Genomic DNA, 20,223 nt, shown 5'->3' with positions numbered 1-20,223 from the left:
TAATAATATTGAGAAAAAATATCATTTTTTGATTAATAATAAAAAAAGTAAAAAATTTTGAAGGAGATTAATTTATATAATCAAATTTTCTTTAAATATAATTAAGTATATTAAAAAGAAGTGATATTTTTTGCAAGATCAAATAAAAACTGTCCCTCTTCCACAAAAAGCAACAAAAAAGTTTAGAAGCACTCGGATTGAAAATGCACCTCCTGATTTATTCGATCCAAATACTCCGCGTTTGGGACGTCGTGAAAGTGAACCCCATTCTGCTGAGGTTTCATATCTTTATAATGTTTTAAATACAAATTTTAAAGAGGATAATCGTGTTATTTGGGATTTACATCATTATTTTATTATTGAAAATCAAGAAATTGATTTACAATTTGATATCTCATTTTTTAAAGGATTATCGATACCTTATACTTTATCATCATATAAAGCCCAGTTATACCAAAATAGAGTACCAACAATGGTCATAAATATTCTCTCCAAAAGTACATGGCGGGCTGATGTTGGAGAACATGTTGATTACTGTAAATTACTGAAGATTCCTATTTATGTGGTATTTAGTGCCTACCATGTAGCCTCTGCAATCTATAAACCTCCATTTTTACGAGCATATATTCTTCAATCAACAGGTGATTATAAAATAGTGGAAGTAAGAGAAACAACTATAAATGAGGAAACTTTGTGCAAAAATCCTTCTGTTGTTATTGATTTACGTCCAATTCTTAATTTTAGGTTAGGAATTATGAAATTAAAGGAAAAACATGAAGGGAATCTAAGTTTATATCGAATTATCATAATAAAACCAACTGTCTTAAAAAGATATTTCACAAAAATGGAGAAGGAGAAAGCAAGAGCAGACCAAGAGAAAGCAAGAGCAGATTTATTTGAAAAAAAATATAAAGAACTTCAAAATCAATTAAAAAATTAAAAATCTTGATCAATCACTTATGTATTCATCATTTTTTGTTATTTGATTACCTATTTTTCATCATGATAAAAATAATTTTAAGGATTCCATCCAAGATTAATTCAGATTGAAATGTTCTTGAATTTAATGATTATTTTACAATTTGGAGAATTCTTACTGAATCATCTTAATTCTATTTTGATTGGATTTAATACATTAATTGGGTTGATTATTTTTATTCGAATGATGATTCATTCACGGGCCGAACTAAAAACTGCTCCAAATTATAAATTTCTTCAGAAAAGTAGTAATTTTATGAGTTCATTCGCATATTCATTAATGGTTGCCTGCACTGTAACTTTTATTTTTGCATTGCTTTCATCAATGATCGCTGTAAATGCTCTTTATTATATTAATAATTTTAGGCGAGAATTTTCCAATTACAATCAACTTATTGCAACATTTCAATTTCCTGTTTTCCTACCCACGATTCTGCTAATTATGGGAAGTTTTGCGATTTTTTATTCTTTTATTGAGTACATTTTATTGGCTCAACCTTCCCAAGATGGCCCTATGGAGATTCAAAGGTGGATTGAAAAAACATTTATTGATCGATTTCACCCACCTTGGAGTTATATAATGGCTCTTATTGTCTTTTTTGTGGTTGTTCTTCTTGCTCCTCTCATTACTACAAAAATATCTTTACAGTTTTGGACAGGATTGCCTTCTAATGCAAAAATTTGGCTTGTTGTTTTAATCTTTTTGGTTTGGATTATGCTGGGACCAATTTTTTACCTTTCTTATTATTCTCAGATAGGAATTGCACAATCTTTTTATCGTGGAAGGAAAATTAACTTAAAAAAAGATAAGAAGTCTGCTTTCTTTTATTACATTGCGATTTTAGGTATTATTAGTACGATTTATTCTTTTGGGAAATATTTAATTTTGATATTTGATGCCCGTCCTGATACAGCATTAAATCCGGTAGCCGCTCAAGGGGATTTTTGGCCAATTATATTTAATTTTATCAAAGAACATAGCAACTGGTTTACACAAGAACAAATTGAATCAATTTTAGCCTTTTTTGCCATATTTCCCCTAGGTTTCACTAGTTTTATATTTACAACTATTATTTTTGGAATTGTCGGATTCTATGCAAAATTTCTGAGTAAAGAACCTCTTAACACCCCAAAAATGGTATTATTTGCTGCTTATATTATTACTGGTATTGCTTTTTCAATTTTCATAAATACTATTGTAAGCTTTCCATATACGTTTCCAACAAAATTTTTAAATTCAATTGGTTTTCCTTTAAGCACTCGAAAAGTAGAAGATCAGATTCTTTTGCTACGGATTTTTGCTATACCGCTATTAATTGAGAAATCTATAAATCTTTTCTTTTTAATTAATTTTATTTTTGTGAATAAATCAATAAAACAACAGATGGAAAAGTTAATTTTAAATCAGGCGATTATTTCTGAAGATTTTTCCATTTTTCAGAAATATATGAATCATAACGATCCGCAAATACGATTAAAATTGTTTAAGCATCTTCTCGATTATATTAAACTTGATCCAAAAATATCTGAAAATGCCAAGCAACAACTTGCAGATATATTTTCTTCATTTATTTTTGATGAGGATCCTGAAATCCACCAAAATTTTATTCAAAATTCTTCACTATTACTTGGATATTTCGGTTTTTCCCAACAATTGCAACTTGCATATCGATTAATTGCTAAAGAATCACCACAATCCATAAAAATGGGCTTTCAAGTATTAAATCAAATTTTAAAATCGACAAAATTGCTTAGTCGTACAGAATTGTATGTTTTTTTAGAAACATTGAAAAAGATATCTCTAAAATCCTATAACAAGAAAATATTCTCCCAGCTTACTGATTTTCTTAGTAGTCTACGCAGATATTTTCCTGAACTAACTCAAAATTTAGTTTTATCTTTTATTCAATCAACTCATCGCTTTGAAATTTTGCTAGGGTTAAATTTTATTACTCAATTTCCTAAATTTCTTCAAAATGAAAAATTATCAATAATCTCTTCTTTACGTAAATTCCTTACCCAAATGGATGTTGAATTGGTTCAGAATGCATTACATGCTTTTGTTCGTTTTGTCACAATTGATATTACTTTAATTCCTGATTTGATGAAAGAATTTAATCAAATTACGTTAAATGAAGAACCAATTATTCAAGAGAAAATTGGTGGTGTTGTTCAGTTTAATTTGCTGCGTCCTGAGTGGTTTATGCAATTTTTCGATTACCTTAAAATTTATTTGGAAAGTTATAACTATAGAATCAAAGCAGATGCTCTTATTGCTTGTGGGGCAATGACCTCACCCATTTCAATATATCAGTTTTTTGATCATATCTATCCTTATTTACTTCAAAACATTCAAGCTGAAGAAATACAAGTACGAAAAGCAGTTATTTCATCATTAATTGTAATTGCGCAAACACGTCTTGATATTTATAAAGATTCTCGATTTCATCGATTGTTTACATATTTAATTGTTGATCCTCATTCTGAAATTCGGCATCAAGTTTATCGTTTTTTCAAAGATGGAGATCCTGAATATCTTCTTAACGATATTGCTGTTTTATTAAAAACTCCATTGGATTTGGAAATAAGAGTCGATCTTTTGAATATTTTATCACAGATCATTCCCTCAATTATTCCTTATGTTGATGATATTGATCTTTTTTCAATTTTAATGCAACAATCATTTGATACTACTGAAAATAAAGTTAACCTTTCTGTCATTCAAAATTTACAAGATGATAAGACAACTTTATTTGGATTTACTCGTTTTCATTCCGCTTTCACTCTTTTTGATTCAGTTGCTGCCCTTTTATATGATTTAACTTACTATATTCCAGATAAATATCCAATTCTTATTCAATTTTCCAAAAGTCATCAAAATTTGGAAAGTGATTTAAGCATTGCAAAAAAATTTGAATTTTATGCAAGAATCGTTTATGAAGAATTAAGCTTAGAACGAACAGTTGGCATCGATTTCTCTATTTCACAATTTGTAAATTTAGTTCATAATGATTTTTCAAAAATAAAATATCATAGTGCTGGTGTTTTGATAAAATATCTTCCGAAATTATTAAAAATTGCAGGAGATTCTCATCACAATCTTTTTCAGATTGGTTTTAATCTTTTAAAATTTAAATCTCAATTAACAGCAATTGAAAAGGGAAACCTTTTAGTATTTTTAACCGAAACGATCTCAAATAATGAACAATATTATCTTTCTAGTATTTCTCTGCTTGATTTTCAGAAGCAGAAATCAATTTTAATTATTCCCTATAAAGATGTTTTAAATCCATTTATGCTTTTTTGCATGAAAGATCCAAATCCTGAAATTCAGAGATTTCTTTTAAAATCCCTTCAATTGTTAATGATTGGATTTTCAGATGAAGGTAAAATTCGCGAATTTTTGATTCACACAATTCGACATTCAAGAGATCCTAAGATTAAATCATCTGCAATGAAGTTCTTTACTTCTCTTTCTATTGAGATAAACAACAGAGAAAGTATTTCTTTATTCTCGAAACAACTAAGATCATCAAGTATTGATGTAAAAGCTCAGGCCATTGATTCATTGGGTATTATTTTGCGTGCATTTCCAACAATTAGTGCGAATGATAAAAGATCTGAAGCAAGAATCGTCCGGACTTTATTATATCGTGCTTTTTATGATTCTTATTCACCTTTAGCCCCTATACAAATTCGCGCTATTATTATTGCACATTTACAAACAATCCTTTTGATCCAACCGAATTTTCCTGTTTCTTTAAAAATATTAGAACAATTATCTCGAGAACCTGATGAATCTCTTGCCTCACAAGCTGTTTCGCTTCTTTTCAATTTTATTGATTTTAATCAGAAGAAATTTGGTGAAGAACTGGTAATTCTTTATAGATTTTCTAATTCTACTCACTTTTCTGTTCAAAAAATTATGGCAGAACAAATTGCCCGTTTATGGGAGAATAAAATTCAAATCAGTACACTTTTTCCAATAATATTCAATTTAACAACTAGTAATTTCACAGAAATCCGACAATTAGTCTTTAATATTATTTTCAAGATATTTCGCCAGGATAATTCACTGATTGCACTTTTTCTTCAAAATTTATTTTCTCTAACTAAAAAGGATGACCATGAGATACGGAGGGATTCTCTGGAACTTATCCTCAATATTATTAATAATCTTCCTGTTTCTTTAGAAATTGTTGAAAAAGTTAATCAAATTGTTCTTAGAATGTCTGCAGATCAATCAATTGAAATACAAATATTAGTTTCTCAAAATATAATTAATCTTATTAATCAATATTCTCAATATAGTACAATTTATCTACATATTATATCGAATTTCCTACGTACAAATTATTCTGAAATTATTAAGAACATTCTCCCTGCTTGTCGAGTACTTATTCAAAAGAAAGCAGAATATAAAAAACTACTCAAGAAGCATGTTAAGAAAGTTTTTAAAAAAACTCAGAATCCTTTTTTGGAACCATTATTACAAGAGTTAACTTAATTCTCTTTTTCTTTTTCAGTATATGCAATCTTAATAGTTTTTAACAAATTTTCAAGAAAATCATAAGTTATATCTCTTGCTTCATCAATTCTTTTTAATTCATTCATAAAAATTTGGCTCAGTTTATTTCTTTCATAAAATATTACATTTAAATTTTCAGGATAGACTAATGCAAATAAAAAGTATGCATGTTTTTTTGTTCGTTTTTCCTTTTGGGTAATGTCTTTTATTGTTTGACTGTAAATTAAAGCAGATTTATCTGTATTAATAAACGGTAATGGACCAAATAATCCTTGATGATATAGCTGACCTTGACCTAGAGTAATAGAGTATAGACTTCCAGAATGCAAAACTTTTGCCTGGTAAATTGGTTCTGCTATATCTAAATTTATTGTTTTGTATATCATTGGTCCAATTTTTTCATCTATTTTATAAACAACAATGGCGATTTCGTCAATATCTTTATCTAAAAATGGCGATTCCTTAAATGGATATATTGGATCTTGCAATAAATTGATAATTTTGTGGATCAAATATCCTTCAATACCATTTTTTATTAAATCAAGAGAATTATTTGGAAAAACAAAATTTATTATCTCATTATTTAATTGGTAGTAAAAATCAAGTTGTAATTCTTGAGATCGTTTTAAATTATCCTCCAATTTCTTTTTAATGTTATCCCCTTTACCAAATGCAATTTTAGTCATAATTGAAATTTCTTCAATAAACAGTGTTAAAATTATTTGATTAATCTGATGTGACGTTTCTAAAGTATTATCTAGAATTTTAAGAATTTTATTGAAAAATATATCTTTTTCCAATTGAAATCTTTCCATTTTTTGATATAATTGGAAATATAAATTACGAACTAATAGTAAATCAGAAATTATTTGATATAAAAGATGATTTTCTTTTTGGCTAATAAATCTCGCCTCTGATAACAAGAATTCTGTTTCGTAATTATTCCCATTTTCCATAGTTTTTTTTGCTCGAAAAAAAAGGATTTGAATATGAATTAAAATTAATTTATATTTTTTTGAAAAACCATCTGCAATTTTTAAATTTTCATAAGATTTTTTTGTTTCCCCAAGTCTTTCTTCAATTTCAGCTAAAAAAATATATATTTCTGATAATAATTCATAATTTTCTGTTTCCTCAATGATATTAATCGCTTTATTCAAAAAATCTCTCGCTCGTAAATATTGTGCTTTAATTTCCCAAAATTTTGCAGAATAAAATAAAGCTTTTGAATATCCAATTGGATCTTCAATTTCACGATAGATTGTGATTGCATTATTAAGTAATTGATTAGCCTTATAGTATTTTCCTAATAATAAAAGGAGATGTGCTTGACCTACGCTTAACATTGCTTGCGACCGAAGATCTTGATGATGGATTGCAAAATCAATTCCTTCCTGGAAAAACTGATTAGCTTCTTGATAGTCTCCTATTTGTAATTTAGTTTCAGCTAAGTTATAATATATTATACATTTCCACAAACAATTTCTTTCAGATTTTGCTAAATTTAACGCCTTAAGTAATATTTTATAAGATTTCATCAATTTTTGCATTTTTCGATAAATTAATCCCTTATTTATCAATATTTGTAATATTAATGGAATATTATGTTGAAATTGATTAATTTGAATTGAATCTAAATATTTCAAAGCTATATCAAGTTTTTTTTGAGAATAAAATAATGATCCTAAAATACTTGCAGTCTTTGCTTCTTCTTCTGAAAAACCAAGACTCTGATAAATTCGTAATGCATTTTTTGAGTGAATTTCTGCCTTTTGTAGTTCTCCTCTTTCAATTTCAATAATTGCTAATCCTTGTAATGCATCAGCTTCAAATTCTGAAAGACTGTTTTTCACAGCGTGATCATAAATTTGAAAGTAAATATCTTTTGCAGATGAAAACTTAGATTGATTAACTAAAGATCTTCCAAGTAGATTTAACATATGAAGTTTTTCTTCTAAATTTTTCGCTAAAGGTAATCTTTTTTGAATTTCAGATTCAACCTTTCCTGGGTTATTTAAGAGTTCTTTTTCTTTTTTCAATAAATATGAACTAAATTCAGGATTCATTGTATAAATTTCTCTGGATTAAATTGTTTGCATTTAAGTTAAAGAAAATGGTAAATATATATTTTAGTATGGTATGGGAAGTAATTTACTTATATTTTTAAGAAAGTGCCCGACAATAAATATTAGTGGAAATTATGAAATACAAAATCGGGATTATTGTTACAATAATAGGGTTGTTTGTATCACTCTTATTCTATTCTGTTGCCCCAGTAATTACATATCTATTTGGAACTTATATGTTATTATTTATCATATTTTTATATTTCACAGATATTCGTGGATCATATAGGAATATGCAGCTTACTCAAGTTTCAACTCAAAACCTTTGATAATTATATAGTATTTTTTTTTTAATTATTTTGCTTGGAAAATAAGGAGGGATAATTTTGAGCCAAAAAAATAAATTTACGACTAATTTAAAAGATAAAATTAATCCAATTAGAAAAAACTTACTAAATTCAATAAAAAATGAATCAAAAATTGCATTGAATTATATTTCTTTTATTGAAAAGATATATGATGATCTCTTAAATGCTCGCCACCAAAAATAATTTTCATTATTTTTCTTCTTTTATTATTCATTTTCATGAATAAATGAACATTCAAATTAGAAAGAAGTGATACTTTTAAAATCATAATGAATTATAGAATTTTAACTAGTAATTTTAATATTTTGTATGTATATGAAATAACATATCTTTAAGGTAAATCACTATGTCTGATAATAATAGAGACCTAAAACAAGAAGAGAAAACTATCTTTTTAGGTGGTTTGATTATAGTTGTTCTCCTTTTGGTCATTTTTGCCATTAATGATTTTCCTGGATACTTATATTTAATTGTGGGATTATTAGGAATTACTCTGGGAGTTTTTTATATTCGCTCACAAGAAAAAGAGAATCGTTTTGAATGGATCAAAGAGTATATTTATGCTCGTGAAAGAGAAAGAAAAAAGGAATCTCTTAATTCCCAAAACCAAGAAAATAATGATCTATCAGATGAAGATGATAAGATCCAAGAAATAGATGAGTAGGATTTAATTATTTTTTTTTTTTTCAAAAAGAAAATCCAGTAATTCATCAATATATTTAACTTCTTTACTAAGCCAACTCGGATACTTTATTATATATTTCAATTTCTTAATATGGCGCCTATTTTTTAAATAAGTAAATCTAAATGCCTCAATAAATATGTTTATAGCATAAGGAAGATAATTTTCAACTTTTTCTTTACATTTTTCTAAGATTTTAATTAAAATGTTATTTAAAAGATCAATTGTTAAATTTTCTTCATGGATTAGCTGAATTTGTTTTTTATCTTCACCAAAATGAAATGTTTTTGGATAATCATTTTCAAGTGTGCGAAAAATGTTTACAATTTGGTTTTGAATATTCGTTTGTATTGATGAATCAATATATATTTCTATATCTTCAATTATTTGTATGATAAATGATAGTAGAAATTCTTTTTCAGTTGGATTGTCTTTTAAAGAAAGAATTCTTTGAATTTTACGAAGAAATTGTTTTTCATTTAATGGAGAAATAATATAATCTATAGCACCAGTATATAATGCTTTTATTATATTTTCACGATTTTCTAACCTTGAAAGAACAAGGATTTTTATTTGAGGTTTAAATTCGATGAAATATCTTAATAATTGAAGCCAATCTACATTTTGAATACATATATCAAAAATTATAAGATTAATATTCTCGTTTCTACATATATCTAAAGTTTCTTTTTCATTATCGCTCTCAAAAATTTCTTTAAATCCTGCTTCATTCAGTAGTTTTCGTAAAGATTGTTTAATGTATAATGTGTCCTCAATTATCAAAATTTTTTGCATAGTAATAATTCTCCTAATATCATTCATCAAATTATCTTTAATTAGTTAATTATTTGAGCCTTTGTTCTAATAATTTTTACTTTGTTAATTTTACTTATCTTATAATAATAATCACAACTCCAATTATAATTAGAATTACTCCAAAAAATGTTATTTTTGTAATTTTTTCTTTATTTATCAAATATGCAAGAGGAATTGAAAAGAGTGGATTGGCACTGGCCATTAAAGACATAATTGTTGCACCAGCAACTCGAGCAGCTTCTGTATATAAAAAAGCACCTAATGAAGTTCCTATTAATGAAGCAGCAATTAACCATCCATATGAAGTTTTAGAAATTTTTCGCACTGCTTTTTTCTCAGTAGAATAAAGTAAAGTTGTTAAAATCAAAAAAGCAGCAGGAAACCTGATCACATTGCCTAATATACTACTGTAAGGGCCTAAATCTAGCTGGTCATTAATTTTATTTGTAGCAAAATCAATAATTACCAAGCCTGAAGCCCATCCTAAACTCGCTAAAAATGCAAATAAAACAGAAAAAAATGCTTTTTTCTTAGTGTTTTTTGATAATAAATTGGATTTTATGGTTTCTGTTTGAATTTTCATTTGTTCTTTAGAAATAATGAAAACACCTGCCGAAATAAATAAAAAAGACACAATTATCGACCAATTAAATGTTTCATTTAAGAATATCAAAGATAGCACAAAAGAGAATAAAGGATAAGTCATTGAAATTGCTAAAGCTTTTGTAGGCCCTAATTCTTTTTGAGCTGTAAAATAACTTGTATCTCCTATAACTTGTCCGAATATGAAACTAAGAATAAGTAAAAGCCACAATTCCCATGAAAGAAGAAAAATTGATGATAATATGCCTGCAAACCAGGCTATAATGATAAAAGTTAGAACACCAATAAAAGTTCGAAATGTATTAATGAATATTGGAGAAACTTCATGATCACATTTTCTAAAGAGTATATTTGATGCCACAAATGAGAGGGTAGCTGATAATGCTAAAATTTCGCCCGCCATATCTAATGAAAAACTTGTGACAATTAATTTCTTTTCATAAGAAAGTATAATAATAATTAATGAAAATTGAATTATAATTAAAATATTATTTAGAATCAAATAGGAGTTTTTTAACATGGTAAAATGGTATTTTACGATCCCATTTATTGAATATATGAAATCTGAATTGCGTGAAATGAGTGAAGAGCAAAAAAGTGATTCAGATGGCCATATTGCTATTGCAATAATTACTTCATGTAAATTAGGTTGAACAATGGGGAATTTTTTTCCATACGAAGTGGTTCCGCTGTCAGTTCAAGAAGCACAAGAAGATAAGGGGCTGTTACGCATAAAAATCGAGAAAAAACCTGATTGGTTAGATGTATTTGTTGATGAAACATTATTATCTGACTTATCTGATCCAATGATTATCGATTATACCGAATTAAACGAAATTCAATTTCCGTTTGTTGTAATGAATCCCCAATTTTCTTCAGATTACCACTTTTATTTTGATCTTAAATTGGAGTGAGAATGAACCTTTGAAGGAAACCAATTTAAATTTATCTGGAATTCAAAGGGAACACCAAGCCGTTGGATATGCTCCTTAAGGTGAAAAATAAAAAATAGAAAAAGAATCGTGCTTATATCACATTAGTAATAATAAAAAGATCCATGGTTATAACTTTGAAAAAAACACGCTTAGAAGAATATAAAGAAATTTTAGTCCAAATTCCAGAATTAGAGTATAAACCAACTACACCTTTTATTCAAACAAATCAATTAACAAAAAATTTTGAAATTAATAATAATGTTATCCATGCTGTAGATAAAATTAGTCTATCTATTAAACAACATGAATATATCGCGATTGTAGGAGAAAGTGGTGCAGGAAAAACCACCTTTTTACATCTTTTGGGGGGTCTTGACCTTCCAAGTTCAGGTAATGTAATTTTAAGTCATGTAGATCTATCATATTTTGATCAAGAAACACTTGCTACTTTTAGAATTTTTAATGTAGGAATTGTCTTTCAGAATTATAATTTGATTTCTTCTCTAACTGCTATTGAAAATATATTATTTCCCATGCAATTATGTGAATTTGATGCAGATGAGAGTTTAACTCGTGCTCAGAATCTTTTAACTAAAGTAGGATTATCTGCTCGGGCGGATCATCTCCCTTTTCAACTTAGTGCAGGAGAACAACAAAGAATTGCAATTGCAAGAGCTTTAGCTTTAGATCCGCCCATAATTTTAGCAGACGAACCAACTGCAAATTTAGATAAAACAAATGCTGAGTTTATTGGAAGACTTTTTGAGACATTAAGAAAACAAGGAAAAACCATAATCGTTGCCACTCATGATGAGAAATTGATCAAACATGCACATCGAATTTTAGAAATGGCAGAAGGAAAATTTCTCAAAGATGAAGTAATTAGAGAAGTAACTTTTCAAGAAACAGATAAAGAATTAAATGAGGCGATATAGTGGGGTTTAGTTTTGCATTAAAAGATATATTTCGACATTCAGAGCAGACTCGTGCTTATTTTCGAAATTCTATTTCAATTTTTACATTGTTTTTCGTATTTTGGAATGTGATAAGAGGATTTGGATTTCTCTTTATGCCGAGTTCCATTCAGATGTTAAATTATACAATATATGAAATAATAACTCAATTTTATTTCTTTCTTTTTATAATTACTTCAATTTTAGCCATTTCAATTATTCTTTTAAATAATCATGCGATTATCCAAGATAGAAAAAAAGATATTGCAATTATGAAGGCAATAGGGACTTATCCTTCTCATTTATACAGTTTCTACCTTTCTGAATTGTTATTTTTAGTTATAATAAGTTTTCTTTTAGCATGGGTTTTTGCTTTTTTTATATATTTAGCGATTTACTTAATTTTAAGTCCTATTATCTCTATTGTTTCTTGGAATTCTGATCAAACATTTTCATTTTTATTTTTTGCAGGAATGCTCTTTGCTACTTTTATGGTAAATGGATGGGAAATTCGAAAAATTGGAAGGATTACATATAGTGAAGCAAAAAGTGGAATAATCAAAGCAGAAACAAACTGGAAGATTCAACCTGCAATACAGAAATGGCTTGCAAAACGATCATCTTCTATAAATTTAGCAGTAAGAAATGTACTACGAAAAAAATATAAAGTTCGCCAAACACTATGGCTAATATCGATTGCAAATTTGATTGTATTCTCAAGTTTATTTGGATTAGTCATTATTAATTCGACTGGACAAAATTATATTGCAAAAGCGCAAAGTGATTATGTTGTTGCGATAGGAGAGAATACTTTATTAAAGACATATGCAAATGGATATTCCAGTTTTACGAATTCAGATGTTTCACCTTTATTGGAAAAAGATTTTCTTGATATTAATTCGAATCTAACAGATTTTTCATCAGATTTAAGTAATTATTTAGATCATTATGATATAAATGGTTTTGATGCCAGACTTTTTACAGTTCAAACTATTACTGAAGATCCTGGTGTTGTTTTACAAACTTATGTAAATCTTTCAACAGGAATTGAGTATCAAGAATATGTTCTTATTGGAGGTAAAGATTCTAGAACAATCCCAATTCAAGGAGTCATCTTTAACCAAACTTTTCAAGATTGGTATTATGAAGGAGCGTTGCTTAATTATCAGTATGGGGTGGCAATCGGTGATACATTAGCAGGTGAAATTTATGAAAATCCATATGTACAATGGTTGATATATTCGAGTCTTGATACAAATCGGACTTATCGACTTAAAGTAAATGCAGTTGTGTTTGATACGTTCAATCATGGAAATTCTGCCTACATTTATTTGAATACTCTCCAAGAGACCTTGAAACGACCAAATTATATTAATTTAATTCTAATTGATTATAGTTCTCTCATGTTTTCAGCAGAAAATAATATTCAAAATTCATTTTTAGAAGGATTGGACACTCTTGTGAAGGCTAAAATGGGGAGTAATTTTGGAATTGTTGATTTAAGTTCTATCTTTTCAAAGAATATGAAATCTCTTCAAATTAACACTCTATCGTTATTAAGCTTGATCGCATTAATGAGTATAGTTGTTAGTTATAATTTATACAATTTTGAACGAGGTCGAATACATGAAGATAAAAAGGATTATGCGATTCTTTTATCCTTAGGGGCACGATTCTGGACACTTCGTAAAACAATTTTCTTTGAATTGCTATTTTTTAGTGGAATAGGAGTTATTCTTGGATTCATTAGTGCTATGTTTTTCACTTCCCTATTTTTAATGCAAAATGCAATTCGTCCGAGTATTTTGGTTCCCTTAAGTATTCTTTTTGGAATGATGATATTATTCATAGGATTGGCTATGGGGATTTCCAGAATGTTCCGATTTAAGAAATATATTGATTATTTGTCTATTTCTGCGTAAAGATCAAGGGATCTCGTTTTATTATATTTTTTTCACAATATTTTTCTAATCTATTCTTTATTTTACCTTATTTTTACGTGGACCGATAAATAAATTAATAATTTTCGGGATTTCTTTAATTTTTAACATAGTTTGAGCGGGGATTGCAATAGATTTTCCGATCTTTTGAATTGCCAATAAGCTATATATTATTCGCTCCAAGTAGTCAATTAAATCTCCAGGAAAGATTTTAATTTCAAATTCTTCCTTAAATGCTTCAATAATTTCAGAAATGGTTAATCCACTTAATCGATAATCAAAAATAAATCCTTCAACATTTTTTCGCCCACAATCACAATATGGAGAATCTTCACAAGTACAATTAAATATATCTTCGACCCAGCGTAAAATTACTTCATAAACACGACGATTTATGCGAGTCCTGCGTTTTTTTCCCATGTAATCTGCATGAATCATAGATAATATTGAATTTGAGAAGAGATTATTTGATTTAGATTGACGTTCACTTTTAAGACTTAACTCTGCCAACATCCGATTAGTAACGTATACATTCATAAACGAATTCAAATTTTGAGCCAAACGAAGCATATCTGCAGGGGGATTTTCTTCTGTAATTTGATGTATAAGTTCATTTCGAATTTCAATTGCTTGTTTTAAAGATAGGTAGGACTCTGCTACCGCTTTTCCAAATCTTGTTGTTCTAAATTCGGTATTATTATAAACTGGTTTTATCATTTTTTCTTGGTATAGGTATTTTACTGCAGATTTTAGATGAAATTCGCCATTAAACAGTAAGGAATGAAAAAACCTAAGATTGTTTTTGCTGATTCCTCGTTCAAGTTTACGATCAAAACTATACATACTAATTATTGCTAAAATCTCAGAATATTGCTTGTCATCATTAGGTGCTAATTTAAGTGGTTCAATTTCTCCTTTTAGCAATCGAATTGCCAATTGTTCTTCTGTTTCCATATATGATGCTATAAAAGATTTACCTGGTGTAATTAACAAATAAACCTTTCCGAGATCGTGTTTTTTTAATCTTCCTGCTCTTCCGCTCATTTGCTCAAAATCTGCAACAGTTAAAGGTTGAATTCCCATAGTAAGATTATAGAAAATCACTAAACTTGCTGGAAAATCTACACCTGCTGCTAAAGCTGCAGTCGTAACCACACAAGCAATTTTTTGCAATTCAAAGCTTTTTTCAATGAATTTTCGCTTTCCATAATCCAGTCCACCATGATATGCATATGCCTTAATATTGTTTTTTCTTAGCTGCTCTGCTAATTTTTCAGTATTTTTTCTTGAATTTGTAAATACAATTGTTTGACCTTTATATCCAAAACTGGAACGTTTTCTATATTCTTCTCGAACTAATCGACGCATATGCTTAAATTTTGTTGCTTCATCCATGCACATAACCATATGTCGCTCTATAGGAACTGGACGATCCTTATAATGAATTAAAGTGGCATGTAGGTGATTTGCTAGTTTTTCTGGGTCCGATATTGTTGCACTTAAGTATAACATTTGAGCTTTAGGCAAATATATCCGCAATCTTGCAATTAATCCATCTAAAATAAATCCTCGCTCCGAATCAGCTAACATTTGAATTTCATCTATAACAACTGTTCGAAAATCGCGGAGTAAATATGGGTGACCACTTCGTAAGAGAATATCTATTGCTTCATAAGTTGCAATAACCACGTCAGCTTTTGTCAAAGACCCAAAATCTTCTTTGATTCCATCTTTACGGGAAATGTGAGATATCCCTATTTTTAAAGCAGATTTTACCCCGATCTTTTCAAACTCTTTATATTCTTGGAATCTCATGTTGGCTAAAGCAACAATTGGGACTAAATATAACATTTTTTTGCTTGATTTAATAGATTTCATTTGTTTGAGAAATTTTTGCTGTTCTGCAGAAAATTGGAACGCTTCGAGCTTTTTATTTTCTATTTTTTCTTGAAGTGGAAATGGTGAAATCAAATTTTGAATTTTAATTAAAATTTCAATTTTATTCTCTATAATTTTACCAATCCCTGTCATTTCTCCAATCATGGTCTTTCCTGAAGATGTGGATGATACAATTAATTCATCTTGATTATGGAGTAATCCATGCTCTAAGGCCATGATTTGAGCAGGAAGTAATTCAACGCGATTTTTTTGTGAATAATAAATCTGTAAAGGATATGGGATGGGAAAATCCCAGATTGTCTGTCGTTTTTTTTCAGTTGATTTGATTTTTTTCTTTTTAATATTGACTAGAGTGGCTTCTCTATGGGCTAAGATATCAAAATTAGGACTAAATATATTCAAAACTTTAACTACATCATTATAACGTTTCAACATTTGTCGTAAATAGGATTTAAATGCAGAAGATATCTCAATTCTAGTTTTTAAACTGTTTATAATTTCATTACCTGCACATTTACGACAAACAAAAAATGCTTGATTTTTATAGCGATTAAATTCATCAATTAAGGTATATCGTTTTTCTTGCTTGCAAGAATGGCAAAAAAGGTAATTTCTGATATGGGGATATTGTAAATTCTCTAAATACTTGTAGATGGGTTGCAAAGATTTAAGATAATCATCCATTTGTTTTTTCTGAACTTCATGTGCTTCAGTTTCAACAACTTGATAATTTTCCAATTGATGACCTTGTGGGCGATTTAAATGGTTGCCGACAATACAAAATTGTGCATTGAGAATAAAATTGCGAAACTCTGTAGGATCTAATACTTTTAAAGCATTTTCAGGCACTGTTGCTTTTAAATTTCGTTTCCAGAATTTAAATGGGACAAATGAACCATTTTCAGTTTCAATATCAAATAAGACTAAACCTGTAAAAAAAGGGCGTTCACGATATCTTAATTCATGATAAAATGGATCATCTTTAATGATTTCAAAACAAACTACATCAAAATATTTTTTTCGAGGGTGCTCGTTATCTTTATCAAGAATAATAAAATATTTTTTTTTTTGCAATATTCCAGAAATACTGGGAGCCATACTTATAGTAAATGAAAATTATTGGCAATTTTTTTGTTTTTCTCTTTCTAATGGATCAACAATTAGAAAATAATATCTTAATATAATTTAATTATAGAAAAAAAGAGCTAAAATCCAAACGCGGATTTGATGTTTGTGTAAATATTGGAAATTTCCTGCAATTTTTGAGGATCATCCATAACACTTTTGATCCATCCTGCTAATCCTTGATCTCCTTGCTTGACCCAATCTAAAAACATTTCTACAGTCGCTCGGTTATCTGACATTTTTTATCAATCCATTCTTTATACGTTGTTGATACTTGTATTTTTGAAGTTAAAAATTTTCGCAATTCATATATTGAAAGGTTAAGCCATTAAATTATAAGAACTTTTAAAGATGAAAGCTTAATTAGATGTATGGTTATAAGTATTAAATCTCCAAATTCTGACGATATTTGGAATCGATGGAAACGCCAGAATGTTAAATCTCAAAATCTAGAAAAACATTATAAAATTAAAGGTTCACTATTTAATCTTGAAAATATTACTGCAGCAGAATATGTTAAGAGTGTAGAAAAGGGAGCTATTATTTTTTACAATAGAAAAGAAATTTCAAAACCAGAAAATGTAAAACCTAAAATCAAACAAGTTTCACCAAAAAAAATTAATAAAGAAAAATATTATGAATTTCGTCAATCGCCTTCAAAAAGTGATTGGAAGGATGATTTTGCTGTTCCCTTTTATTCTTCTTTGAAACCTGTGTCTTGTTCAAAATGTAAAGGAAAAGGAACCGTAACTTGTAATAAATGTAAAGGTGAACGTTTTTCTGTTTGTTCTGATTGTGGTGGTAATGAGAAAAAATGTAAACAGTGCTCAGGTACAGGAAAATTAACTGAAAGTATTACAATTGTGAATGAAAAAGGAGAAAAAGTAAAAAAAGAAATCTCATATCAATGTAATTCTTGTTTTGGGTCAGGTCATATTATTTGTTCAAAATGCGGTGGAAGAGGTAAAGTTCCATGCTCTTATTGTAATGCATCAGGTGTGTATCGTTGTGATGAATGTGATGGATATGGAATTATTTATCAATATGAGATCCGACCCGTTCCTTTTAAACGCGAATCACGTTCTGAACCCATTTTATATAGTTCAATGAAATTATCTGGTTTGGAATCGATGATTGGGAAAGATATTCAGCAAGCTATTGATGAAGTTGAAGGAATTTTAATCTCTAAACCCGATAAACAATTAGATAAAAAATTCATTGAACCTTCATTAGGGTTTCTTTCGAAAGATATTCAAAAAATTGCAAAATCTGCTAAGAAAGATTGGGAAAACGCACAAAAGGATTCCGATCTGAGCATATCTTTACCAATTTATCTCTTTCCAGTATTGGTACTTAAATGTGAAACCAAAAAGGGTCGGAAATTTCAAGTATATGCAATTGGTTCTGAAAAAAAATATCGCGTTTACGGTGAAATCTAAAAACTTTTGAAAATTTTGATCCATGATTGATTTTTTTTTCAATTTATCGAGGCATTCATATGGTTCGATCTTCCTTATCGAAAAATCATGATCAAGAATCGTTTTCCGCTAAATTAGTGATTTTAGCTCTTTCTACATTGATGGGCATTATTGGGGGCCTATTTGCGGCTTTACTTCGATTTCTTATTGAATTTCTTGAAGATTTTTTTAGAAATATAATGTTGCCGTTTGTCAGTTGGAATGTGGAGAAATTTAATTTCAGTTATCTTTTAATCCCTACTTTTGGTGGATTATTGGTTGGAGTAATTATCTCAAAATTTTCTAAAGAATCAAAAGGATCCGGCATTCCATATCTATTAGAATCTGTTACATTCAAAAGTGCGCAGATTTCTCCGAGAATTGGGTTTTTTAAAACCATTTGTACTTCTATAACAATCGGATCTGGTGGAAATGCAGGTAAAGAAGGCCCAATAGCATTAATAGCAGCATCATTTGGCTCATTTTTTGGACAAAAATTAAATCTTCATGTCGAAGATAAACGCCTTTTAATGACTTGTGGATTAGCTGCGGGTATTGCTGGTTCATTTAAAGCACCAATTGGGGGAGCACTTTTTGGATTAGAGATTTTATATCAAGGAATTACTTTATCAGCAAGTATACCTGTATTTTTAGCAAGTGTTGTTGGTGTTGTAATTACTGGTATTTTTTATGGATTTGAACCGCATTTTGCTGTAAATTTTGAGATTTCCTCAATTCATACTGTAGAGTATCCAATATTTATTCTTTTAGGTGTATTTTCTGCAGGAATCTCTTTTGTTCACTTTATTACTTATAGAAAAATTTCAAAATGGTTTCAGAAAATTAAAATACCTTTTGCATTCAAACCCGCAATTGGGGGGCTAATAGTTGGAATAATTGTAATGTTTTTTCCTTCTTATGGATTGTATGGAAGCGGTTTTAATGGTATGCAAATGACTTTTGATATGAAATTTACTATTAATGCATTTTTTATATTAGGTCTTTTAAAAATTATTACTGCCTCAAGTACAATAGGTTCTGGAGGAAGTGGTGGTGTTTTTGCACCATTACTTTATATTGGATGCATGTTTGGAGGATTATTTTCCTTATTCTTTCAAATATTAATCCCTGATTCTATTTCCAATCCAACATTATACTGTATTTTAGGCGCTGCGGCTGTTTTTTCAACTTCAGCTCAAGCTCCTTTGAATATTTGTCTCATTATGGCAGAAATGACTGGACATTTTGATGTGTTTCCTCCATTAATAATTACTTCAATTAGTAGTTATTATACTGGACGGTTATTTTTTAAGGGTGCTTCGATTTATACTCTAATATTAGGTAAAAAAGGTCGAGGTTTGAAGGCAGATACATTATTTTTATTGGGAAAGATACAAGTTCACGAAATTATGTCATCAAATTTGGTTACAATTGCATCAGATCTTCCAATTTTAGAATTTTTACATCTAAGTTCAATACATAATAATTTAAACCAATTTCCTGTTGTAAATTTTGGAAGTTTGGAAGGAGTTGCATTTATAGATGATGTATATCAAATTCCTTATGAGATGTGGAAAGATATTACAGTAAAAGAAATTTCCCGAAAAAAAAATGTTTGTATATCTCCAAATGCGACTCTACAAGAAGCGATTGATAAAATGAATGAGTTCCATTTAGGTGCTTTACTAGTAACTGATAATTTGCAGCAATCTGAAAGAAATAAAGAAGTACTCTTAAAAGGAATAATAACATTAAATGATATTATTGCTACTTGGCATACAAAAAAAGTTAAAAAAGTAGAATAAATGTATTCATGAAAATAATAAAAAAACAAAAAAACAATTTCCTTTTAAGAAAATTCTTGAAAATTTAA

General features: G+C 28.6%; 16 protein-coding genes. 11 read left to right on the top strand and 5 right to left on the bottom strand.

The window, feature by feature from the left end; translation table 11 throughout:
* Positions 1–130 precede the first annotated feature (130 nt).
* Both ACXLDF_RS16120 and ACXLDF_RS16115 read left to right on the top strand, forming a co-directional pair.
* Positions 131–940, top strand: a complete 810-nt coding sequence (locus ACXLDF_RS16120; protein WP_457559576.1) for a hypothetical protein — start codon at positions 131–133, stop codon at positions 938–940.
* A gap of 126 nt (positions 941–1,066) precedes the next feature.
* Positions 1,067–5,485, top strand: a complete 4,419-nt coding sequence (locus ACXLDF_RS16115; RefSeq protein WP_457559575.1) for a hypothetical protein — start codon at positions 1,067–1,069, stop codon at positions 5,483–5,485.
* On the opposite strand, the gene ACXLDF_RS16110 is transcribed toward ACXLDF_RS16115, so the two are convergent.
* Positions 5,482–7,572 carry a tetratricopeptide repeat protein gene (locus tag ACXLDF_RS16110; RefSeq protein ID WP_457559574.1) on the bottom strand — a complete coding sequence of 697 codons (2,091 nt, stop codon included), beginning with the start codon at positions 7,570–7,572 and terminating at the stop codon, positions 5,482–5,484. The genes ACXLDF_RS16115 and ACXLDF_RS16110 overlap by 4 nt on opposite strands.
* Positions 7,573–7,706: 134 nt before the next feature.
* Between ACXLDF_RS16110 and ACXLDF_RS16105 the strand changes: the two genes are divergently transcribed.
* The 3 genes from ACXLDF_RS16105 (at position 7,707) to ACXLDF_RS16095 (ending at position 8,604) form a co-directional block, all read left to right on the top strand.
* Positions 7,707–7,901, top strand: coding sequence for a hypothetical protein (locus ACXLDF_RS16105; protein ID WP_457559573.1), 195 nt, complete (start codon positions 7,707–7,709; stop codon positions 7,899–7,901).
* 57 nt (positions 7,902–7,958) lie between these two features.
* The gene (locus tag ACXLDF_RS16100; RefSeq protein WP_457559572.1) at positions 7,959–8,123 is read left to right on the top strand and encodes a hypothetical protein; all 165 of its coding nucleotides are present in this window, start codon (positions 7,959–7,961) and stop codon (positions 8,121–8,123) included.
* A 163-nt stretch (positions 8,124–8,286) separates the two neighbouring features.
* Positions 8,287–8,604 (top strand): hypothetical protein, encoded by a 318-nt coding sequence (locus tag ACXLDF_RS16095; protein ID WP_457559571.1) that lies wholly within the window; start codon positions 8,287–8,289, stop codon positions 8,602–8,604.
* Between the two features lie 3 nt (positions 8,605–8,607).
* Here ACXLDF_RS16095 and ACXLDF_RS16090 read toward each other — a convergent pair whose 3' ends face one another.
* Complete coding sequence (locus tag ACXLDF_RS16090; RefSeq protein WP_457559570.1) at positions 8,608–9,417, bottom strand: response regulator; 810 nt, start codon at positions 9,415–9,417, stop codon at positions 8,608–8,610.
* 94 nt (positions 9,418–9,511) lie between these two features.
* A complete protein-coding gene (locus ACXLDF_RS16085; protein WP_457559569.1) occupies positions 9,512–10,561 on the bottom strand; it encodes a DMT family transporter in 1,050 nt (349 codons plus the stop codon).
* On the opposite strand from ACXLDF_RS16085, the gene ACXLDF_RS16080 reads away from it, so the two are divergent.
* From ACXLDF_RS16080 to ACXLDF_RS16065, 4 genes are all read left to right on the top strand, one after another.
* Complete coding sequence (locus ACXLDF_RS16080; RefSeq protein ID WP_457559568.1) at positions 10,560–10,694, top strand: hypothetical protein; 135 nt, start codon at positions 10,560–10,562, stop codon at positions 10,692–10,694. The two genes, ACXLDF_RS16085 and ACXLDF_RS16080, sit on opposite strands and share 2 nt — an antisense overlap.
* A gap of 27 nt (positions 10,695–10,721) precedes the next feature.
* Positions 10,722–10,955: a hypothetical protein gene (locus ACXLDF_RS16075; protein ID WP_457559567.1), complete on the top strand. Its 234-nt coding sequence runs from the start codon at positions 10,722–10,724 to the stop codon at positions 10,953–10,955.
* Positions 10,956–11,110: 155 nt separating this feature from the next.
* Positions 11,111–11,911, top strand: coding sequence for an ABC transporter ATP-binding protein (locus ACXLDF_RS16070; protein ID WP_457559566.1), 801 nt, complete (start codon positions 11,111–11,113; stop codon positions 11,909–11,911).
* Entirely contained in the window at positions 11,911–13,851 is a 1,941-nt protein-coding gene (locus ACXLDF_RS16065; RefSeq protein ID WP_457559565.1) for an FtsX-like permease family protein, read from the top strand. The genes ACXLDF_RS16070 and ACXLDF_RS16065 overlap by 1 nt, the downstream gene beginning before the upstream one ends.
* A 57-nt stretch (positions 13,852–13,908) precedes the next feature.
* Here the strand turns inward: ACXLDF_RS16065 and ACXLDF_RS16060 are convergent, their stop codons facing one another.
* Complete coding sequence (locus tag ACXLDF_RS16060) at positions 13,909–16,866, bottom strand: DUF5814 domain-containing protein (RefSeq protein WP_457559564.1); 2,958 nt, start codon at positions 16,864–16,866, stop codon at positions 13,909–13,911.
* A 107-nt stretch (positions 16,867–16,973) separates the two neighbouring features.
* On the bottom strand, positions 16,974–17,132 hold the full coding sequence (locus ACXLDF_RS16055; RefSeq protein ID WP_457559563.1) for a hypothetical protein: 159 nt from the start codon (positions 17,130–17,132) through the stop codon (positions 16,974–16,976).
* A 132-nt stretch (positions 17,133–17,264) separates the two neighbouring features.
* On the opposite strand from ACXLDF_RS16055, the gene ACXLDF_RS16050 reads away from it, so the two are divergent.
* Both ACXLDF_RS16050 and ACXLDF_RS16045 read left to right on the top strand, forming a co-directional pair.
* Positions 17,265–18,332, top strand: coding sequence for a hypothetical protein (locus tag ACXLDF_RS16050; RefSeq protein WP_457559562.1), 1,068 nt, complete (start codon positions 17,265–17,267; stop codon positions 18,330–18,332).
* A gap of 59 nt (positions 18,333–18,391) precedes the next feature.
* A complete protein-coding gene (locus ACXLDF_RS16045) occupies positions 18,392–20,155 on the top strand; it encodes a chloride channel protein (RefSeq protein WP_457559561.1) in 1,764 nt (587 codons plus the stop codon).
* Positions 20,156–20,223: the final 68 nt, after the last annotated feature.

The sequence above is a fragment of the Candidatus Harpocratesius sp. genome (assembly GCF_054039255.1).
Note: the sequence above shows the minus strand (reverse complement) of the source record. Positions and strands in the feature narration are given on the sequence as shown.